Origin of the sequence: Sphingomonas asaccharolytica NBRC 15499, assembly GCF_001598355.1 — a bacterium.
Classification (GTDB): domain Bacteria; phylum Pseudomonadota; class Alphaproteobacteria; order Sphingomonadales; family Sphingomonadaceae; genus Sphingomonas; species Sphingomonas asaccharolytica.
In genome coordinates, this window is sequence record NZ_BCYU01000083.1 from 1 (window position 1) to 18,724 (window position 18,724).

Consider the following 18,724-nt stretch of genomic DNA (forward strand, 5'->3'; position numbering starts at 1 on the left):
GCGCAGCCGGTCGTACAGCCGATCACTGAACACCTGCGCCAGCACGTCGAGCTTGCGACTTTCGGGAATGCCCTCGACGCCACCGCCGGTCGGCCAGGCGATCAACGCGACCGCTTGGTTTTCCTGGCCCGAATGCGTGCGCACCACCGGCGTCGCATTATGCTGGGGGAATTTGATCGGCGGTGCGGCGGCGGCGGGCGCCGCGCGCGGCTTCAGCGCGCCGAAGGTCGCCGCAACGGCAGCGATCGCCTCGTCACCCTTGACGTCACCGAACACTTCCACCTCGATCGGTCCCGAGGCCAGGATCGGCTGCCAGAAAGTGCGGAACTGCGCCGCGGTCAGCGCCGACACGGTTGCCGCGGGCGGAATCCCCCAGCGCGGATCCTTGTCGTGCAGGAACCATTCGAGGTCGCGGCTGAGCACGCCGTCGGGCGAGGAATCGAGTCCCGGATAGCCCGCCAGCATCACTGCCTTGGCGCGCGCCAGCGGCGCAGGATCCCAGCCGGGCGTGCTCAATTTGTCGGCGAACAGCCGTAGCTGGTCCTTATAATCCTGCGGCGAGGTGACACCGGCGAGCGTGAAAGCATCGTCGTCGATCCCGAAATCGAAGCCCAGCCGCCGGCCGGTCGCGAGTTGGTCGAGCTGTTCCTGGCCCAATTTGCCGATCCCGCTCGGCACCAGCGCCAGATCGCCTGCCCAGGCCGGGGTGCGGCGGTCGGACGGGATGGCATTATATCCCCCGCCCCAACGCACGCGGACATAGACGCGGTTGGTCTCGCTCGAATTGACGAACAGCAGCAGGCGCACTCCATTAGCGAACACGATCTTCTGCATTTCGAGGTCGGGGATGGCCTCGGTACTGACGACCTTACCCGGCGCGCCTAGCGGCGGCAGCTTGGAGAAGTCGATCGCCGCCAGCGCGGTGCGCTTGGGAGCCAGCTTCGACACGTCGGCGTCGAGCGCGGCAGCGAGCTTGGTTGCCGCCGCCGGATCGGCGGCCGGAGTGGTGATGAAGGCGCGCGTCGCATCGCCCTGAAAGACGCGCTTGGTCGACGCCAGGATTGATGCGGGCGTGAACATGCCCTTGGCGCGCGCGTCGGTCAGGATCTTGTACGACACGTCGGGCGCCGCGACCGTCTCGCGGATGTCGAGCGCCTGGACCATATTGTCGGCCTGCGCCGATCCCGCCTCGACCCGTGAGGTGTCGACGCCGTTCTTCATCGCGGCATCATATTCGGCAAGTTCGCGAGTGAGTTCGGCCTGGCTCGGCGGGTTGGCCTGGGCGTCAGCGATCACCGCGCGCACGTCTTTCAGCGCCTGTTCCCAATTGTTGCCGACCGGCACGATGTTGACGAACGTGCCGTTGACCGAGCGCGACACGTCGTCAAGGCTGACTTGCGCCTGGAGGAAGCTGCCCCCGGCGCGCGCGCGCGATTCCAACCGGCGGTTGATGATCTGCACCGCGATCAGGTCGACCAGGCGCTTCTGGTTGAACAGGATCAGGTCGTTGTTGAAATGCCAGGGGCGAAGCACCGCCATCGATACCAGGGTCGGCAGGCCGGGCTCGACCAGCGTGCCGGTGGTCGGCTGCTTGGTCGCGGGCGTACCGAAATCGGGATCGGCCGGATTGGCGCCCTTGCCCTTCCAACTCGAGAAATTCTTGTCGACCAAAGTCTCAAACACTAGCGGATCGATATCGCCCGAGATGATCACGACCGCGCGTTCGGGCCGGTACCATTTGTCGTGGAACGCGCGCAGGCTGGCGGCGGTGGCCGCTTCCAGCGTCTTGGTGGTGCCGATCGGTGAGCGCGTCGCGAACGGCTGGCCCGCGAAGATCGTCGCGCGCTGGGCATCGCCGAAGCGAACCTGCGGCCCCGGCGCCTCGCGCTGCTCGGCCATCACCACCGGCCGCTCCGAATTGACCACCTTGTCGTCGAAGCTCGGCGCTTCCATCATCCCCGACAGGATCTTCAGGCTTTCGTCGACCGAGGCCGGCGTGGCGGACGGCAGATCGAGCTTGAACACCGTCTGAGTGAACGTGGTCTGCGCATTGGTGTCGCTGCCGAAGGTCGCGCCCAGCCGCTGCCAGGTGCGTTTTGCCTCATTGTCGGCGACATATTGGCTGCCGCGGAACACCAGATGTTCCATGAAATGGGCATAGCCCTGTTCGCTGTCGTTCTCGTACAGCGAGCCGGCATCGATGCGCACGCGGATCGACACCTGGCCCGGCGGAACCCCGTTCTTGCGCACCGCATAGCGCAGGCCGTTGGGCAAGGTCCCGAAATGCCACTCAGCGTCGGGGGTAATGTCGCTGCCCTTGAACAGCCAGGGTGAGCGATCCACCTCGGGACGGACGGCGAGTGGCGCCGGCGCCGTCGGGACTGTGTGCTGGGCGATCGCCGGAAGCGACATCCCGAGGGCAATGGTGACGAGGACGGCGAGACGCGAAACGCGGAACGTAGTGGCCATGTCGCCTGTGTAGGGCGTCCCCCGGCGACCGGCAACCGCCGTCACGTCGATACTAAAAGGTCATATCCTGCCCCTTGTGTCGCCACTTTTTCGACCCAGATCGGGGCTAGCGGCAATTGTGCGCTGCCGCATCGGTGTAGCGTATTCGACATTTTTTGGCTCGATCGGCCCTCGTGCGACTTCTGGTGCCGGTCCCGTTGGACGATGAAGAGGCTTTGTGAGCGTCGATCAACAGCTGGAGCCGCCAGTATTGCGGCAGAAATCGGGCAACGTCGCCGAAGGCAGCGTGCCCAATATGACCGTGATATCGGGCACGCCCCAATCGGATAGCCCGCCGATCGGCGGCAACGCCGAGAAGCGGCCGTTCATCATCCGCTATGGCAAGCATTTGCGCGGATTCTTCGACCGGATGATCGCGTCCTCGTCACTGGTGCCGAACGACCCGGTGCTCGATGTCCGCGACTTCCCCTGGACCCAGCATCTGCGCGACAATTGGCAAGCGATCCGCGACGAGGCAATCGCCGCCGCGATGGGCAACAAGTCGCCCTCGTTGTCGAGTATCTCTCCCGATCACCGCGCGATCGCGCCGGTCAACAAGTGGCGCAGCTTCTTCTTGTGGGGGTACGGCTATCGTATCGACGAGAATATCGAGCGCTGTCCGACGACCACCGCGACCGTTGCGAAGATCCCCAATCTCAACAGCGCGTTCTTTTCGATCCTAGCGCCGGGCACTCACATCCCGGCGCATCGCGGCGTGACCAAGGGGCTGATCACCTGCCATCTAGGCCTGATCGTCCCCAGGGACGGCGATGTCCGGATGCGCGTCGACGACCGCATCGTGCGCTGGGCCGAAGGCGAGACCTTGGTGTTCGACGACACTTATGACCACGAGGTGTGGAACGACACCGACAATATCCGCGTCGTCCTGCTCATCCAGGTCAAGCGTCCGCTGCGCAACCCGGGCAAGTGGATCGCCGACACCTTCCTCAACATCGTCCGCCGCTCGGCGTTCGTCCAGGAAGCGCGCGATAACGTGATGGCCTGGAACCATGCGGTGAAGCAACTGGATATCTAGCTCGGCCGGCGGCGCCCGCAGGTGCCGACCGACGGCGCGGATTTACTCCGCGCCGAGACTCTCGAATATCGGCACTCAATCGCTCGCGCCGGAACGGCCCCCACCCCTGTTTCGTTAACGGCGCAACGAAGCGTGCCCGCTCGCCCGCTTCCCGAGCCGACGGAGAAGACCATGGGACGCAGCTGGCCAGCCATCATTCTTGCTGTGCTGATCGGCCTGATCGGTCTCGTGCTGACCATAGGCGGCGCCTACCTCACCCTCCTCGGTGGCTCGCTTTATTACCTCATCGCCGGCGTAGCGATGCTAGCCTCCGCCTGGTTCCTGTTCCGTGGCCGCTTACTTGGCGGGTGGATCTACGTTGCCCTGTTCGTCCTCAGCGCGATCTGGGGACTAGGCGAGGCGCGCGGCAACGCCTGGGCGATGGTGCCCTGGCTGATCGCACCGTTCGTGCTCCTGATCGCCGTCGCTCTGGTCATGCCGACGCTGACCGCCGACCGCAACCGCTGGAAATGGGCGGCCGGCGGGATCGGTGCCGCATTGATCGCGATGATTGCGATTTTCGGCCTATTGGCCGGCGGCGGATCCCCCGCACTCGCCCTGCCGGCGCAAATGTCGCCGGGCATGACCGATCCGTCCGGGCTCGCCACCGGCGGCGACTGGCCGGCCTATGGCGGGACCTATGCCAATTGGCGCTATTCGCCGCTGACCCAGATCGCGCCCGACAATGTCGCCAAGCTGCAAAAGGCGTGGGAGACGCATACTGGCGGCACCCCGACCACTGCCGCCTTCCAGAAGCTCTACGGGACGGAGAATACGCCGCTCAAGGTCGGCAATTTGCTCTATACCTGCACCGCCAAGAATGTCGTCGTGGCGCTCGACGCGGGCACGGGCAAGCTCGCCTGGCGCTATGACCCGAAGGTACCTGACGCCTGGATTCCCTATACCACTGCCTGCCGCGGCGTCGCTTATTATCAGGTCCCCGGAGAAGCGAGTGGATCGCCTTGCGCCGCACGGATCATCGAGGGCACGCTCGATTCCCGCCTGATCGCGCTCGATGCCGCGACCGGCGCGCCGTGCGCGGAATTCAACGGCAGGGGTCAGCAGGACACCAAGATCGGCATGGGCCAGGTCTATCCCGGCCTCGCCTCGATCAACTCGGCGCCGAGCATCGTCCGCGGCATCGTCGTGGTCGGGCACCAGATCCTCGACGGCCAGTATCGTGGCGCGCCATCGGGGGTGATCCAGGGCTTCGACGCCAAGACCGGCAAGCTCGCCTGGGCCTGGGACATGGTCCATCCCGACTGGAGCGGCTATCCGCCAGCGGGCCAGACCTGGGCACGCGGCACGCCCAATATGTGGACCGGCAGCGCCGGCGACGAAAAGCTCGGCTTGGTCTACGTACCCCTCGGCAATGTCGCGGACGATTATATCTCGGCCGGCCGCACGCCGCAGGAAAACGCCAATTCGAGCTCGATCGTCGCGATCGACGTCACCACAGGCAAGCCGCGCTGGAGCTTCCAGGCGGTCAAGAAGGACGTTTGGGACTACGACTTCGGCAGCCCGCCGTCGCTGATCGATTACAAGGGCACCGCGGCGCTGGTCGTGCCGTCCAAACAGGGCGATCTCTACATCCTCGATCGCGCAACCGGGCGCGCGCTGACCCCGATCGGCTCGATCGCCGCGCCGCAGGGAGGCGTGGAGCCGAGCGAGCGCGCGGCACGCCAGATCGTGTCGTTGTGGCAGACGCTGCGCCAGCCGCCGTTGGTCGAGTCGGACATGTGGGGCATGTCGCCGATCGACCAGATGCTGTGCCGAATCCAGTTTCGCCGCGCCGATTATCGTGGCGAGTTCACGCCACCCAATGTCGGCCGCAACAGCGTCGAATATCCCGGCTATAATGGCGGCAGCGATTGGGGTGGCGTGTCGATCGACCCGGTTCGCGGCATCCTGATCGCCAATTACAACGATACGCCCAATTTGGTCCGGCTGCTGCCGCGCGCCGAGGCCGACCGTCAGGGCATCAAACCGCGGTTCGCTTCGAAGCAGATTTCGAGCAAGTCGCATTCGGTCGACCCGCAATGGGGCGTGCCCTATGCGATCGACGTCAATGCCGGCTGGCGGGAGGAGTTCACCAAATTGATGTGCAAGCGCCCGCCTTATGGCGGCATCCGCGCGATCGACATCGCCTCGGGCAAGACCTTGTGGGACCGTCCGCTCGGCACCGCGCGGCGCAACGGGCCGTTCAACCTGCCGACGATGCTACCGCTGACGATCGGCACGCCCAATAACGGCGGCGCGGTGACGACAGCGAGCGGCCTGATCTTCATCGCTGCGGCGACCGACGATCTGATCCGCGCGATCGACCTCAGGACCGGCAAGACAATCTGGTCCGCGCCGCTCCCGGCGGGCGGACAGGCAACGCCGATGATCTATCAGCAGGATGGCCGCGAATATCTGGCGATCTTTGCCGGCGGGCATCATTTCATGGAGACGCCGGCGGGCGACAGCGTCGTCGCTTACGCCCTTCCGAAGGCGTGACGGTGACGGCAGTCACAGCCGGTGCGCGGCGATGATCGTACCGCCGGCACCTTGCTGGAGCAGGATCGCGCTCGACAGGCCTACCGGTCCTCCAGGCACGGCAAGCCGGAGCGGCGCGCCGGTCCATTGCCCAAGTCGGACCAGCTGGCGGACGATGTCGCGGTGCGCGATCGTGCGGCCGCCATTTTCGCCCGCGCGGATCGGTACCGCGATCGTCCGCGGGTCGTAGCGGACCAGCCAGACGGTGGCGCTCCCCTTTCCGGCACCGATCGCGACACCGGTACCGTCACGCGCGATCGCCGTGCCCGCGACCGGCTGGGCGAAGCGGCGGATCGCTTCGTCGACCTGCGCGCGATCATTGCCCGTCACCACGCCGCGCCCATTGACCACCATTTGCGGCGTAGCAACGTACGTCCTGCCCTCGGCATGGGCGTAATCCCATTGGCGTTGGGTGAAAGCGGGGCTGGCAAACGTGTCTTTCCAACCGAGTTGATCCCAGTATGTCACCGCGAAACTCAGCGCGAGGACGTCGGGGCGGTCGGCCAAAGCATTTAGCACGGCGTCGGCCGGGGGACAGGAGGAGCAGCCCTGGCTCTGATAGAGCTCGACCACTGTCGGGTTGGAGGCATCGGTGGCGGCATTCGATTGAGCGGTGCAGGCGCCAACCAGGGCGAACAGCGCGATCCAAAGCGTTTTCATCTCGATAGCGGCCTTTCTTCCACATCCGTGATCAATCCGTCGGCCAGCCATTGGCCGAGCAACTGGCCGGCACGGGCGATGCCGTCCTCCTGCCCGTGCGCCGCGACCATCGCCTCGCACAGATTGGCGAAGGAGAGACCCGCCCGCGCCGCCAGCAGCGCTTGCTGCTCGATCTGGTCGATAGCACGGAACCTCGACACTAGATCCTGCCGCCAGACCAGGATCGCACCAGGCTCCGGCAACAGCTCGACCGCGGGCGGCATCTCGGCAACGGCCAATGCGGTCCAGATCACCGCGACATTGGTCGACAATGGTCCGAGATCGAGCGTCGGCGTGAAGTGCAATACGGCGCGATCCCAGTCGATCGCACCTAGCCCATCGGCAGCCACCGCGGGAGCGTTCGGACCGACAAAAGCCTCACCCAACGCGCACTCGATCCAGCCCAGCTCGGCCACGTCGGGATCGTCGGGATAAAGCAACGCCAGCGTCGCCGGAAAATCGCGCGGATAGGCATCGAGCGTCCAGCTGCTCGGCGGCACCCGCTCGACATGTGCGACAATTGCGTGATGGAATGCCTCCTCCCCGATCCAGTCGCGCGTACGGGCGAAACTGTCCTCGAGACAGGCAACGAGCTGGGCGCGATAATTGTTCTGATAAACGCGCAGACCCGGCCCGGCATCCGCACCAAACCGCCTGCCCGCGGCTGCATCGTCGCGCACCAGCCACGCTCGCATATCGCGTTGCAACTCGATCAGCGTCATGCCGCCCGCCGCATCGTTCGGCCGCCGATCCGGCGCGCCACCGACAATTCGGCGAGCAGATCGGACAGTGGAGGAATATCGTCGTCGCGCTCGATCATCGTCGCGACCGGCCCCAATAGCGGCATGACATGCGCGTAAAGGTCCCAGACCGACGCCGGGACCGGTTGATCATGGGTATCGATCAGCAACTCCTTGCCCTGGCTATGTCCGGCAAGATGAACCTGCCGGACGCGATCATGCGGTACGCCATCCAGATAGGCGATCGCATCGAACCCGTGATTGGTCGCGCTGACGAAGACGTTGTTGACGTCGAGCAGCAAGCCACATCCGGTCCGCGCGCACATCGCGTCGAGGAATTGCCATTCGCTCATCTCGGCGGGCGTCAGGTTGATATAGGTCGACGGATTCTCGATCAGCATCGCCTGGCCCAGCGCATCCTGCGCGCGGTCGATATTGGCGCAGACCAGGTCGAGCGCTTCACCCGTATAGGGCAGCGGCAGCAGATCGTGCGAACTGAACCCCTCTATCCGCGTCCAGCTCAGATGGTCGGAAACGAACAAGGGCTCGATCTCGTCGATCAGCGCCCGCAGCCGCGCCAGATAGGCGCCGTCGAGCTCGTCGGCCGATCCGATCGACATCGACACGCCGTGCAGCGCGACCGGATAACGTGACCGCACATCGCGCAGCAGCATGCGCGGGCGGCCGCCGTCGACCATGAAATTCTCAGAGATCACCTCGACAAAATCGACCGCGATGCGGTGCTCGAGGAACTCGGCATAATGCGGCTTGCGCAGCCCGAGGCCGTAGCCCGCAAACGGAGCGACCATTGTCTCTACTCCAGTCTAAGCGAGCGGCCCGACCGTGACGCCACGGCCGGGCCGCGACACCGTCAGTTCGGCGCGGTCAGGCTGCCGCCCGCCGTCTTGCAGGCCTTGGCGCTCAGTTCCTTGAAGCCTTGGCCCTTGCAATCATTCTGACCCTTGCAATCGTTCTTGGCGGTCTTGCAGTCGGAGGTGCCCTTGCAAGTGTTGACGCCGTAGCAATGGACTTTGGCGCTGCCCTTGGCGGCCGCGACGGTCGGCGCAACGGCAGTGATCGCGACAACAGCTGCGGCGGCGGCGATGCTGACGCCGGTACGAAGGATGGTCATTGGGGTCTCCCGAAAGGATGGTGCCTGATTGGCATCCCCAATTCGCGGCGTCGTCGTCGGCGGTTACATGGCTCGCAAAATTACCAGCGCAGCAGCCGCGGTCCCAGCAGCGCGCCGACCAACGCCGCCAGCAGGATACCGAGTGAATACCAGGTCAGCACGAAGATCGCCGATACTTCCGGGCAATGGATGCAATAGACCGTCGCCGCGAACGCGCCCGCGGCCAAGCCCGCCGCTGCCCCCGCCGCGCGCAGCCGCGTCGGCGCGAGCCGCCGAAATGACCAGAGCAACCCGATGAAGATCGGCATCGCCAGCGCCAGCACGCGCCACGGGCAGGTCATCCAGCTTTGCCCCAGCCACATCGCCAGCCATTGCGCCGGCGGCGTGCGCACAAGTTCGAACACGCCCAGCCCAGCCAGCAACAGCACGGGTATCGCCATCAGCCACAACCAGCGCAATCGGCCACTGTCGGGGCGCGCGAGCTGCGCCGTCATGGTCAACGCGGCGATGGCCAGCGAGATCGTGTAGCTCCACTTCATCCAGAACGCGAAGCCGTGCATCGCCTTGCCGATATCGGGCCGTACGCCCATCGCCATCACGACAAAGGCGCCCGACACCAAAGCTCCAGCTAGGAGGCCGACGGCGATCCGCCGACCCACGACGTGGCGGCGCACCGGCGGCACGTCGCTCGACAATTGCGCGATCAGGTCGTCGGTGTTCATCGGCCGCCTCCCTGGATGCGCGTGATCAACGCCTTTATGCCGCGATGCACCGATATCTTGACGTCGGATTCGCCGAGCCCGCCGGCGGCAGCCGCCTCGGCGATGCTCAGCCCCTCGATCCGCGTCGCACGGATCATCCGTGCCTGCTTGTCTGGCAATGTGCCGAGCAGGTCGTCGACATCGATCCGTGCGCTCGACGACTCCTCGAATCCGTCGGCGACCAATTCGTCCTCCAACCCGTCGATCGGCTGGAGTCGCCGTCCGCGGCGGAAGTTGTCGATCATTTTGTAGCGCGCGATCGCGAACAGCCAGCCGGTAAAGGCGCGGTTGCGGTCATAAGTGACGCGGCGCGTATGCACCGCGATCAGCGTTTCCTGCACCAGATCTTCGATTTCGTCATCGCCTCCGCTGGCGCGCCGCCGGTAATAGCCGCGCAAGATAGGCACGAGCAGGCGCAGCAATGCCGCATGGTCGCCGGCATTGCCGTCGAGCCCACTGATCATCAATCCGCGCAACTCGTCCTCGTCTGCCCGCATCTGCGCTCCTCGACGGGAGGTACGGCATAGCCGGGCCAAAGGTTACACGCCGGCACGAAATTTTTCGCCGGTCTTTTCTGTAACCGACGCCTCGCCGCCGCCGAACTGGTCGACGTGACTGGGCTTTACCTGCCTCCTTCCCGGTCACCGCGCGGCCCGGCACCCCTGTCCGGGCCGCGCACCCCAGGCACCCCTATCGAAGGAACTACCATGCGCTCGACCCACGCCACCTTGGCCGCCACCCTTGCGATTGCTGTCGCCGGTACCGCGCTCGCCCCCTCCCCGTCCGCCTCGGCCCAAACCAAGCCGGCGATGGAAAAATGCTTCGGCGTCGCGCTGGCCGGCAAGAACGACTGCAAGGCCGGCGCCGGCACCAGTTGCGCCGGTACCTCCAAGGCGAATTACCAGGGCAATGCCTGGAAGCTGGTCAAGGCGGGCACCTGCACGTCCATCAAGACGCCCAAGGGCAATGGATCGCTGACGCCCAAGGCCTGACCTGTGATCGGCCGGGTGCACGACTTGCGCCCGGCCGGCGACGCCGGAGGAATCCCCATGACCATGTTGATCGCGCTCTACGAGCGTTTCGTCGGCCGCGCTTCGGCGCTGATGCCCGACGCCTTGCTCCTGCTCGTCGCGCGCTTCGGCATCGCGGCGGTGTTCTTCATGTCCGGCCGCACTAAGGTCGACGGCATCATCCACATCACCGACGGCACCTACGAGCTGTTCCGCACCGATTATGCACTGCCTCTGATCCCGCCCGATATCGCCGCGGTGGCCGCGACCTGGTCCGAACATGTCTTTTCGATTCTGCTCGTGCTCGGCTTGTTCACGCGTTTTTCGGCGTTCGCCTTGTTCATGATGACGCTGACGATCGAAATCTTCGTCTACCCCGACGCGTGGCCGACGCATCTCAGCTGGGCGGCGATCCAGCTGCCGCTGATCTTTCGCGGCAGCGGCGCCTGGTCGATCGACGCCATCCTGCGCAAGGCCGTCGCGCGATAACGGGGATGCAAAGCCGGCATCACCGCCTTATGCGGGCCCCGGATGCCCGACTCCCCGCTCTCGACCCCGCGCAACGATGCGCTACGCCGCACCCGAATCCTGTTGCGCCGCCACGGCCCGACCGCGACGGTTTGGCGGCGGCGGGCTGCGATCGTGGGCGGTGCGACCCTGGTCGGTTTGGCCGCAATCGCCTTCGCCCGCACGGCCGACCGGGCAAGCGGCCTGTTCGACGCCATGACGGCGCGATATTGGTGGCTGCCGCTGGTGTTGACCCCGGCGAGCTATGTCCTGATCGTGTGGCTCACCAACCGGCTGGCGCCCGCCGCACGCGGATCGGGTATCCCGCAGATCATCGCCGCTAAGCGCGATCCCGAGGCCGCCATGGCCGATCTCGCCTCTGGCCGGACGGCGCTACTGAAGACGGTGCTGACGGCGGGCGCGCTTGCCGCCGGCGCCTCGGTTGGACGCGAGGGGCCGACCGTCCAGCTCGGCGCGACGATCATGGCCTATACGCACAAATGGTTGCGCGTGCCGATCACCGCATCGGTGCTGGTGGCGGGTGCCGGGGCGGGCGTCGCGGCGGCGTTCAACACGCCGCTGGCCGGCGTCGCCTTCGCGATAGAGGAGCTTGCCGCCGCCTATGAGCAGCGCATGACCTTGCTCGTGATGACCGCGGTCCTGGTCGCCGGGATGATCGCCCAGGGCGTGGCGGGCGATTACGTCTATTTCGGAATCGTCGGACAGACGTTACCGCTCGGGACAGTGCTGATCGTAGCCCCTGTCGCCGGAATCCTTGGCGGCGCAAGCGGCGGCCTGTTCTCGCGCCTGACCTTGTGGTTCGCCCGCGGCGGCGCGCGACGGATATCGGGCGGACGGCCGTTGGCGCTCGCCCTCGTTTGCGGAGTCATCGTCGCGGTGCTGGGCATTGCCACCGGGACGACCTGGGGAACGGGATATGCCCCCGCCAGCGCGATGATCCACGGCCAGGCGACCTCGCTCTGGTTCGGGCCGGCGAAATTCGTCAGCACGTTGCTGACCACGGCGGCGGGATTACCCGGCGGCATCTTCTCGCCGAGCCTCGCGACCGGCGCGGGCGTCGGCAATCTGCTTCATGCGTTGTTTCCGAGCGAACCGGCCGGGGCGATCATCCTGCTCGGCATGGTCGCCTATTTCACCGGCGTGGTCCGCGCCCCGCTGACCGCGGTGATCATCATCTCGGAAACGACCGGAAGCCGCGGTTTGATGCTGCCGCTGCTCGCCGCCGCGGTCATCGCCGAGGGCGCCGCCGCCTTGGTCTGTCGCGAGCGGCTCTATCATGGTCTCGCACAAGGTTTTCTGCCCAAACCGGACCCGCGCTGATCGCCATGCCGACAAGGATAGGGATGCAACCGCGCTTCGCCGCCGGCAACAATCCGTTTCCGCTTGAGCGCTTGATCATGGCCGCCTTCAGGCCCACATGACCCCCATGCTGATCGAGACCGAAGCCACGCCCAATCCGGCGACGCTCAAGTTCCTGCCGGGACGGACTGTCATGGACGCCGGCACGCGCGACTTTGCGACGCCAGAGGAGGCTGACGCGTCGCCGCTCGCCGAGGCGCTGTTCAACCTGGGCGATGTCACCGGCGTGTTCTTCGGCCGCGATTTCGTTTCCGTCACGGCCGGCCCGGGAGTCGACTGGCCGGGGCTGAAGCCCGATGTGCTGGCGATCCTGCTCGACCATTTCTCGGCCGGCATGCCATTGTTCAAGCCGGCGTCCGCGGCTGGTATCAGCGTTCCTGGAGACGATGCGGGCCTGAACGACGATCCCGCCGACGCCGAGGTCGTCGCGCAGATTCGCGAACTGATCGATACGCGCGTACGCCCAGCGGTGGCGAATGACGGCGGCGACATCATTTATCAGGGGTTCGACAAGGGCAAAGTGTTCCTGCGGATGCAGGGCGCGTGTTCGGGCTGTCCGTCATCGACCGCGACGCTCAAGAACGGCATCGAGCAATTGCTCAAATATTACGTTCCCGAGGTTACCGAGGTTCGCGCGGTCTGATCCGCGCCAGTCGACGTTTTTCACGTATCAATTCAGGAGAATGGCCATGGGCGAGAAGCTCACGGACAGCGCACTCGACACGATCTTCCGCACCGCGCGCACTTATAACGGCTATACCGATGCTCCCGTCACCCAGGACGACATCGAAGCGATCTATGAGCTGGTGAAGATGGGCCCGACCTCGGCCAACCAGCAGCCGGCGCGGTTCGTGTGGCTGCTGAGCCAGGAAGCCAAGGACAAGCTCGCCGCCGCCGCTAGCGCGACCAATGCCGACAAGATCCGCAAGGCGCCGGCCAGCGTGATCATCGCCTACGACACGGAATTCCACGAGCATCTGCCGGAATTCTTCCCGCACGTCGACGCGCGACCCTGGTTCGCCGAGCCGGTATCGCGCGAGCGCCACGCTTTCCTCAACTCGACGCTGCAGGCCGCCTATTTCATCATCGCCGCGCGTGCTTTGGGGTTCGACACCGGGCCGATGACCGGATTCGACAATGCCGCAGTCGACGCCGCTTTCTTCGCCGACCAGCCCAATTATCGCTCGATCATCCTCTCGACGCTCGGCCATGGCGATCCGGCGAGCATCTTCGGCCGCCTGCCGCGCCCGGCATTCGAGAAGTTCAACACTGTTCTCTGACCGCAAAATTGCGCTAGCGGGCTGACATGGCCCGCACGCTCGTCATCGAAACCGCCACCGCCGCCTGCTCGGTCGCCCTGATCGAGGGGACGACGGTGGTCGCGTCGGCGCACGAGGTCGTCGGGCGCGGCCATGCCGAACGGCTGATCCCGATGATAGCGAACCTGCCCGACGGCGGTCGCGCCGACGCCATCCTGGTCGATTGCGGTCCGGGCAGCTTTACCGGCATCCGCGTCGGCATCGCCGCCGCGCGCGGGCTCGGCTTAGGCTGGGGCATTCCGGTCCGCGGTTTCTCCTCGTTGCCATTGGTCGCCGCCGCCGCTTTTGCCGCCGATGCCGCACTCGACCGGCTTGCGGTGGTGCTGGAAGGCGGGCATGGCGAGGTCTTCATGCAGCCTTTCACCCGCGATCCGCTCGTCGCCACTGCCGATTTTGCCTCCCTTCCCCCGCCGGAAGCGATGGCGCGGCTCGACGCGACCGCGGTCGGCAACGGAATCCGTTTCCTGGCACAGGGCGGGCGCGACCGCCTGCCCGATGCGGCGAACGTCATCCTGCTGCCTGCTGCCCTGATCGACTTGCCGCCGCGGCCCATTTATGGCCGTGCGCCCGACGCCAAGCCGATGGCGCCAGGAAAGCCAGGCGCATGAACACCGCGGCGATCGACCTGCGCGACGGCGATGTCCGCGACCTCGATCGGGTCGACCGGATCATGGCGGACGCGTTCGACCCGCGCTGGGGCGAGGCCTGGACGCGCAATCAGGTCATCGGAATACTGGCGGTCCCCGGCGTGTGGCTGTCGATCGCCGAACTCAACGGTCGTGCCGTCGGATTCGCGCTGACCCGCGGCGTGCTGGACGAGGCCGAGTTGCTGTTGCTCGCGGTCATGCCCGAAGCACGCCGTCGCGGTGTCGGCGCGGCATTGCTTCGCGCGGTGATGGCAGATTGCGCCACACGCAAGATTTCGCGCATCCATCTGGAAGTCCGCGCCGGTAACGACGCGATCAAATTGTACAGCAGTTCAGGCTTTTCCAAGATCGGCGAGCGTCGCGACTATTATCGTGGTGTCGATGGCCGGACTTATTCAGCGCTAACGCTTCATCGCAAGATTGCGTGAATAATCTCATTTGCTTGGGGTTAGTCCTTGCGCTTCTATCCAAAATGGATCAAAGCCCCGCGGCGTTGGGGGATCGCAAGTCTTACGTATAGGGTCGAAGGAATCACGATGGACAACACCAACGATATGCAGGAAACTTTGGTCACGTTGACCGCAGATATTGCCGCCGAATTTCTCGGCAATAACAACGTCGCGGTTTCGGATATCGAACTGGTCATCCAGAACATCTATCGCGGCCTCTCGCGTCTCACCCCGCAGGCGCCGGCGCCGGAACCCAAGCAGGAACCGGCGGTTTCGATCCGCGCCTCGATCAAGCCTGACTATATCGTCTGCCTTGAGGACGGCAAGAAGCTCAAGATGCTCAAGCGCCACCTGATGACGCATTATCAGATGACGCCGGAACAGTACCGCGCCAAGTGGAACCTGGCCGCCGACTATCCGATGGTCGCGCCGAACTATGCCGAACAGCGCCGCACCTTGGCGAAGAAGATCGGCCTCGGCACCAAGCGCCGTAAAACCAAGTAGGCGATTGGACCTGGATCGCCCGACAGGGCGATCTCGACCGTGCGGGGCACGGTCGATCCAATCGCTCCGGCGAAGCCGGAAGACACAAGGGAAAGGCCGGGATCGCTCCCGGCCTTTTTCGTTCAGCATCGCAAGTGCCACCCCTCGCTATCACTCGGGCGCAACGAAGCGGATCATCCCCCAGATGACCCCGGACATGCCGTCGGCATGTCGACCTGTCCGCTAATTGCGAATAACTCTCTACTTTCGCAACAAGGGTGTTGCGCCTATATCCGTCCTATGGCGCGCAACATCGACCTCGAAGCCCTTTGTCATGAAAAAGGATTGCGCATCACCGACCAGCGGCGCGTGATCGCGCGTGTGCTGAGCGAAGCGGAGGATCATCCCGACGTCGAGAAGGTCTATGCCCGTGCATCGGCGATCGACCCCGGCATCTCGATCGCGACCGTTTACCGCACCGTGCGCCTGTTCGAGGAAGCCGGTATCCTTGACCGCCACGATTTCGGCGACGGACGCGCGCGCTACGAGCCCTCGCCTGAGGCGCATCACGACCATCTGATCGACGTCGAGACCGGCAGGGTAATCGAATTCGTCGATCCCGAGCTCGAACAGCTCCAGAAACAGATCGCGGAGAAGCTCGGCTTCCGCCTCGTCGATCACCGGATGGAGCTGTATGGAGTCAGCCTCTCCCGCAAGGATTGAGGCTCGCCTTCAGGCGGCCAGGGGAAACCCGCAGCCGATTCCGTTGACTGGCCGATTTCGCATCTGGCGACGCGCCGCCGGCATGGTCGCCGGGCTCATCCTGTTCGTTCCACTCCATTATTGCTGGCGCTTGCTCCACCTGAGCTCGCCCTGGCCTCGACTGTTCCTCGCCTGGGCCGGCTATTGTTCGGGCGCGCGCGTCGAACGGATCGGCACGCCGCTCAAGCGCGACGTCTTCTACATCTCCAACCATTGCAGCTGGATCGACATCCTGGCGATCGCCGGGGCGAGCGGCACCGCGTTCGTCGCCAAGGCGGAGTTGCGCAAGGCACCGGTGGTCGGCTGGCTGTCGACCCTCAACCGCACCGTCTTCGTCTCGCGCGAGGACAGGCTGGGCGTCGCCGAGCAGATCAACCGGCTGCGCGAGGCACTCACCGAAAACTGGTCGGTCACGGTCTTTCCCGAAGGCACCACCACGGACGGGCGCTCGCTGCTGCCGTTCAAATCGCCTCTGCTGAAGGTACTAGAGCCGCCGCCTGCCGGCGTTCTCGTCCAGCCAGTGTTGCTCGATTACGGTGAGGTCGGCCCGGATATCGGCTGGATCGGCGACGAGCACGGCAAGGACAATGCGCTGCGCGTGCTTGCGCGGCCGGGCACTTTCCCATTGCGCATCACCTTCCTAGATCCGTTCGACCCGCGCGATTTTTCCGGCCGCAAGGCGATCGCCGCGGAAAGCATGCGCCGCATCCGCGAGGCGCTGGCGGCGGCGCTGGGCCATGATGTCCCGACCTTCATCGGGCACGATGTCTGGGCGGGACGAACCCCTCCCCGTCCCGGCGAGGACCTGCTATAGGCGCCGCGCCATGACGAAGCCCACCAATCCCAAAACCTTCCACGTCAAGTCGTTCGGTTGCCAGATGAACGTCTATGACGGCGAGCGCATGACCGAGTTGATGGCGGCGCAAGGCCTGACTGCGACCGACGATGTCAGTGCCGCCGATCTGGTCGTGCTCAACACCTGCCACATCCGCGAACGCGCGACCGAAAAGGTCTATTCGGACATCGGCCGCCTGCGGAAGCACGGCAACGATCCCATGATCGCGGTCGCCGGCTGTGTGGCACAGGCCGAGGGCGTGGAGATCGCGCGCCGCGCCAAGGTCGACATCGTCGTCGGCCCGCAAGCCTATCACAATCTGCCCGATTTGGTGGCCAAGGCGTCGCGCGGCGAACTCGGGCTCGACACCGACATGCCGGTCCTGTCGAAATTCGGCGCGCTGCCGGCGCGGCGCAAGGTCGGCCCGACCGCGTTCCTGACGGTGCAGGAAGGCTGCGACAAATTCTGCACCTATTGCGTCGTTCCCTATACCCGCGGCGCCGAGATCAGCCGCGGCTGGGACGCGCTGGTCGACGAAGCCAGGGCGCTGGTCGATGCCGGCGCCAAGGAAATCACGCTGCTCGGCCAGAACGTGAATGCCTGGTCTGACGGGGAACGCGATCTTGGCGCGCTGATCCGCGAACTCGACCGTATTCCGGGTCTCGCGCGGATCCGTTATACCACCAGCCATCCCAACGACATGACCGATGGCCTGATCGAAGCGCATCGCGACGTCGAAAAGCTGATGCCGTTCCTCCATCTGCCGGTGCAGGCGGGGAACGACCGCATCCTCAAGGCAATGAACCGCAGCCATAGCCGCGATTCCTACCTGCGTATCCTCGACCGGGTCCGCGCGGTGCGACCCGACATAGCGCTCAGCGGCGACTTCATCGTCGGCTTCCCCGGCGAGACCGAGGCCGAGTTCGCGGACACGCTGAACCTGATCGAAGAAGTAGCCTACGCCCAGGCGTTCAGCTTCAAATACAGCCCGCGCCCGGGCACGCCCGCCGCCGACATGGATGGTCAAATCGCGCCCGAGGTGATGGATGAGCGGCTCCAGCGCCTGCAGGCAGCGCTCAACCGCGACCAGGCCGCGTTCAACGCCGCGAGCGTCGGCCGCACTTGCCAGGTACTGATCGAGCGCAGGGGCAAACTTCCCGGCCAGATGCTCGGCAAATCACCCTGGCTGCAATCGATCCATCTGATCACCGATGCCAGGATCGGCGATCTGGTCGAGGTCGAGATCGTCAGCGCCGGCCCGAATTCGTTGGCCGCCGTCGAACGAATGCAAGCGGCCGCCTAACCGACAGCGCGCTTGTTCGCATCAACACCCGCCGCCGTATCGGGCATACAGCCCTCGGGCAGCGCCGATACCTCGCCAATCGTTTCCCCGCCCGGGGTCGTGGCGAAGGGGATCGCGCGGATCGCCGAGAGCAAGAACCCGAAGACCCGCTACGCGATCGGCGGTGGCGCCAAGATGTTCATGTTCCTGCGTAACGTCCTGTCGGACAGCCTGCTCGACCGGTTGATGTGGCGGGTGAGTCAGTCAGGAAAGCTGGGCTGAGCAGGGCATGGCGGGCGGAGGCGGCTTCTGGCATCCTCCGCGCCGACAAGGGGAGAACCGATGACCGCCAAAAGCTATCTGGCCGCGACATTGGTCGCCGGCATCGCCGCCGCCGCGATTGAGATGATCTTCGTCCTGCCGATCCAGGCCTCGCTCGGCAATTCGCCGGGGATCGTGTTCCAGTCGATCGCCAGCGGCACGATGGGCAAGGCCGCCTATATCGGCGGCACGCCTGCGATATTACTCGGCATCTTCTATCATGTGCTGATCTCGCTCGTCGCGGCGGGCGCCTATATCGCCGCGGCAACCCGCCTG

At 65.3% G+C, this 18,724-nt stretch carries 22 protein-coding genes; 15 read left to right on the forward strand and 7 right to left on the reverse strand.

The features are described 5' to 3' along the window. The coding region (locus SAS01S_RS18105) for a M16 family metallopeptidase (RefSeq protein ID WP_066812223.1) at positions 1-2,469 on the reverse strand (2,469 nt) is incomplete at its 3' end. 217 nt (positions 2,470-2,686) lie between these two features. Between SAS01S_RS18105 and SAS01S_RS18110 the strand changes: the two genes are divergently transcribed. Both SAS01S_RS18110 and SAS01S_RS18115 read left to right on the forward strand, forming a co-directional pair. Continuing rightward, the gene (locus SAS01S_RS18110; RefSeq protein ID WP_245656993.1) at positions 2,687-3,544 is read left to right on the forward strand and encodes an aspartyl/asparaginyl beta-hydroxylase domain-containing protein; all 858 of its coding nucleotides are present in this window, start codon (positions 2,687-2,689) and stop codon (positions 3,542-3,544) included. A 171-nt stretch (positions 3,545-3,715) separates the two neighbouring features. Beyond that, entirely contained in the window at positions 3,716-6,082 is a 2,367-nt protein-coding gene (locus tag SAS01S_RS18115) for a membrane-bound PQQ-dependent dehydrogenase, glucose/quinate/shikimate family (protein WP_066812225.1), read from the forward strand. Positions 6,083-6,094: 12 nt separating this feature from the next. On the opposite strand, the gene SAS01S_RS18120 is transcribed toward SAS01S_RS18115, so the two are convergent. The 6 genes from SAS01S_RS18120 to SAS01S_RS18145 form a co-directional block, all read right to left on the reverse strand. Continuing rightward, a complete protein-coding gene (locus SAS01S_RS18120; protein WP_066812227.1) occupies positions 6,095-6,781 on the reverse strand; it encodes a DUF1223 domain-containing protein in 687 nt (228 codons plus the stop codon). Then, a complete protein-coding gene (locus SAS01S_RS18125) occupies positions 6,778-7,542 on the reverse strand; it encodes an HvfC/BufC N-terminal domain-containing protein (RefSeq protein ID WP_066812229.1) in 765 nt (254 codons plus the stop codon). The genes SAS01S_RS18120 and SAS01S_RS18125 overlap by 4 nt, the downstream gene beginning before the upstream one ends. Next, positions 7,539-8,369 carry an MNIO family bufferin maturase gene (gene bufB / locus SAS01S_RS18130; protein WP_066812231.1) on the reverse strand — a complete coding sequence of 277 codons (831 nt, stop codon included), beginning with the start codon at positions 8,367-8,369 and terminating at the stop codon, positions 7,539-7,541. Before bufB ends, SAS01S_RS18125 begins: the two co-directional genes overlap by 4 nt. 62 nt (positions 8,370-8,431) lie before the next feature. Further along, on the reverse strand, positions 8,432-8,692 hold the full coding sequence (gene bufA2, locus SAS01S_RS18135; protein ID WP_066812233.1) for a BufA2 family periplasmic bufferin-type metallophore: 261 nt from the start codon (positions 8,690-8,692) through the stop codon (positions 8,432-8,434). A gap of 80 nt (positions 8,693-8,772) precedes the next feature. Continuing rightward, positions 8,773-9,414 (reverse strand): DUF1109 domain-containing protein, encoded by a 642-nt coding sequence (locus SAS01S_RS18140; RefSeq protein ID WP_066812235.1) that lies wholly within the window; start codon positions 9,412-9,414, stop codon positions 8,773-8,775. Continuing rightward, the gene (locus SAS01S_RS18145) at positions 9,411-9,950 is read right to left on the reverse strand and encodes a sigma-70 family RNA polymerase sigma factor (RefSeq protein WP_066812236.1); all 540 of its coding nucleotides are present in this window, start codon (positions 9,948-9,950) and stop codon (positions 9,411-9,413) included. The genes SAS01S_RS18140 and SAS01S_RS18145 overlap by 4 nt, the downstream gene beginning before the upstream one ends. Positions 9,951-10,160: 210 nt before the next feature. Between SAS01S_RS18145 and SAS01S_RS18150 the strand changes: the two genes are divergently transcribed. The 13 genes from SAS01S_RS18150 to SAS01S_RS18205 all read left to right on the forward strand — a co-directional run. Beyond that, on the forward strand, positions 10,161-10,445 hold the full coding sequence (locus SAS01S_RS18150; RefSeq protein WP_066812238.1) for a BufA1 family periplasmic bufferin-type metallophore: 285 nt from the start codon (positions 10,161-10,163) through the stop codon (positions 10,443-10,445). A 57-nt stretch (positions 10,446-10,502) separates the two neighbouring features. Further along, positions 10,503-10,952, forward strand: a complete 450-nt coding sequence (locus tag SAS01S_RS18155; protein WP_066812258.1) for a DoxX family protein — start codon at positions 10,503-10,505, stop codon at positions 10,950-10,952. A gap of 42 nt (positions 10,953-10,994) precedes the next feature. Beyond that, positions 10,995-12,311 (forward strand): chloride channel protein, encoded by a 1,317-nt coding sequence (locus SAS01S_RS18160; RefSeq protein ID WP_066812240.1) that lies wholly within the window; start codon positions 10,995-10,997, stop codon positions 12,309-12,311. A 106-nt stretch (positions 12,312-12,417) separates the two neighbouring features. Further along, on the forward strand, positions 12,418-12,993 hold the full coding sequence (locus SAS01S_RS18165; RefSeq protein ID WP_066812242.1) for a NifU family protein: 576 nt from the start codon (positions 12,418-12,420) through the stop codon (positions 12,991-12,993). Positions 12,994-13,039: 46 nt separating this feature from the next. After that, the gene (locus tag SAS01S_RS18170; protein WP_066812244.1) at positions 13,040-13,630 is read left to right on the forward strand and encodes a malonic semialdehyde reductase; all 591 of its coding nucleotides are present in this window, start codon (positions 13,040-13,042) and stop codon (positions 13,628-13,630) included. A 26-nt stretch (positions 13,631-13,656) separates the two neighbouring features. Continuing rightward, positions 13,657-14,277, forward strand: coding sequence for a tRNA (adenosine(37)-N6)-threonylcarbamoyltransferase complex dimerization subunit type 1 TsaB (gene tsaB / locus SAS01S_RS18175; RefSeq protein ID WP_066812246.1), 621 nt, complete (start codon positions 13,657-13,659; stop codon positions 14,275-14,277). Further along, positions 14,274-14,744 carry a ribosomal protein S18-alanine N-acetyltransferase gene (rimI, locus tag SAS01S_RS18180; RefSeq protein WP_066812248.1) on the forward strand — a complete coding sequence of 157 codons (471 nt, stop codon included), beginning with the start codon at positions 14,274-14,276 and terminating at the stop codon, positions 14,742-14,744. Before tsaB ends, rimI begins: the two co-directional genes overlap by 4 nt. Before the next feature lie 108 nt (positions 14,745-14,852). Next, the gene (locus SAS01S_RS18185) at positions 14,853-15,269 is read left to right on the forward strand and encodes a Ros/MucR family transcriptional regulator (RefSeq protein ID WP_066812250.1); all 417 of its coding nucleotides are present in this window, start codon (positions 14,853-14,855) and stop codon (positions 15,267-15,269) included. Between the two features lie 279 nt (positions 15,270-15,548). After that, positions 15,549-15,971 carry a Fur family transcriptional regulator gene (locus SAS01S_RS18190; RefSeq protein ID WP_066812252.1) on the forward strand — a complete coding sequence of 141 codons (423 nt, stop codon included), beginning with the start codon at positions 15,549-15,551 and terminating at the stop codon, positions 15,969-15,971. Further along, positions 15,943-16,824, forward strand: a complete 882-nt coding sequence (locus SAS01S_RS18195) for a lysophospholipid acyltransferase family protein (protein ID WP_066812254.1) — start codon at positions 15,943-15,945, stop codon at positions 16,822-16,824. Before SAS01S_RS18190 ends, SAS01S_RS18195 begins: the two co-directional genes overlap by 29 nt. 10 nt (positions 16,825-16,834) lie before the next feature. After that, the gene (gene miaB, locus SAS01S_RS18200) at positions 16,835-18,148 is read left to right on the forward strand and encodes a tRNA (N6-isopentenyl adenosine(37)-C2)-methylthiotransferase MiaB (RefSeq protein ID WP_084239188.1); all 1,314 of its coding nucleotides are present in this window, start codon (positions 16,835-16,837) and stop codon (positions 18,146-18,148) included. 99 nt (positions 18,149-18,247) lie between these two features. Then, positions 18,248-18,409: a hypothetical protein gene (locus SAS01S_RS22655; protein ID WP_157082898.1), complete on the forward strand. Its 162-nt coding sequence runs from the start codon at positions 18,248-18,250 to the stop codon at positions 18,407-18,409. Positions 18,410-18,469: 60 nt separating this feature from the next. Further along, positions 18,470-18,724: hypothetical protein (locus SAS01S_RS18205; RefSeq protein WP_218016333.1), on the forward strand; the 255-nt coding region annotated here is incomplete at its 3' end.

What these genes read in the sequence shown, in the direction of transcription:
- rimI (WP_066812248.1), top strand. Translation starts at nt 14,274, where the DNA reads ATGAACACCGCGGCGATCGACCTGCGCGACGGCGATGTCCGCGACCTC.
- bufA2 (WP_066812233.1), bottom strand. Translation starts at nt 8,692, where the DNA reads ATGACCATCCTTCGTACCGGCGTCAGCATCGCCGCCGCCGCAGCTGTT.
- SAS01S_RS18195 (WP_066812254.1), top strand. Translation starts at nt 15,943, where the DNA reads ATGGAGTCAGCCTCTCCCGCAAGGATTGAGGCTCGCCTTCAGGCGGCC.
- miaB (WP_084239188.1), top strand. Translation starts at nt 16,835, where the DNA reads ATGACGAAGCCCACCAATCCCAAAACCTTCCACGTCAAGTCGTTCGGT.
- SAS01S_RS18185 (WP_066812250.1), top strand. Translation starts at nt 14,853, where the DNA reads ATGGACAACACCAACGATATGCAGGAAACTTTGGTCACGTTGACCGCA.
- SAS01S_RS18145 (WP_066812236.1), bottom strand. Translation starts at nt 9,950, where the DNA reads ATGCGGGCAGACGAGGACGAGTTGCGCGGATTGATGATCAGTGGGCTC.
- SAS01S_RS18115 (WP_066812225.1), top strand. Translation starts at nt 3,716, where the DNA reads ATGGGACGCAGCTGGCCAGCCATCATTCTTGCTGTGCTGATCGGCCTG.
- SAS01S_RS18155 (WP_066812258.1), top strand. Translation starts at nt 10,503, where the DNA reads ATGACCATGTTGATCGCGCTCTACGAGCGTTTCGTCGGCCGCGCTTCG.
- bufB (WP_066812231.1), bottom strand. Translation starts at nt 8,369, where the DNA reads ATGGTCGCTCCGTTTGCGGGCTACGGCCTCGGGCTGCGCAAGCCGCAT.
- SAS01S_RS18125 (WP_066812229.1), bottom strand. Translation starts at nt 7,542, where the DNA reads ATGACGCTGATCGAGTTGCAACGCGATATGCGAGCGTGGCTGGTGCGC.
- SAS01S_RS18150 (WP_066812238.1), top strand. Translation starts at nt 10,161, where the DNA reads ATGCGCTCGACCCACGCCACCTTGGCCGCCACCCTTGCGATTGCTGTC.
- SAS01S_RS18190 (WP_066812252.1), top strand. Translation starts at nt 15,549, where the DNA reads ATGGCGCGCAACATCGACCTCGAAGCCCTTTGTCATGAAAAAGGATTG.
- SAS01S_RS18170 (WP_066812244.1), top strand. Translation starts at nt 13,040, where the DNA reads ATGGGCGAGAAGCTCACGGACAGCGCACTCGACACGATCTTCCGCACC.
- SAS01S_RS18165 (WP_066812242.1), top strand. Translation starts at nt 12,418, where the DNA reads ATGCTGATCGAGACCGAAGCCACGCCCAATCCGGCGACGCTCAAGTTC.
- SAS01S_RS18140 (WP_066812235.1), bottom strand. Translation starts at nt 9,414, where the DNA reads ATGAACACCGACGACCTGATCGCGCAATTGTCGAGCGACGTGCCGCCG.
- SAS01S_RS18120 (WP_066812227.1), bottom strand. Translation starts at nt 6,781, where the DNA reads ATGAAAACGCTTTGGATCGCGCTGTTCGCCCTGGTTGGCGCCTGCACC.
- SAS01S_RS18160 (WP_066812240.1), top strand. Translation starts at nt 10,995, where the DNA reads ATGCCCGACTCCCCGCTCTCGACCCCGCGCAACGATGCGCTACGCCGC.
- tsaB (WP_066812246.1), top strand. Translation starts at nt 13,657, where the DNA reads ATGGCCCGCACGCTCGTCATCGAAACCGCCACCGCCGCCTGCTCGGTC.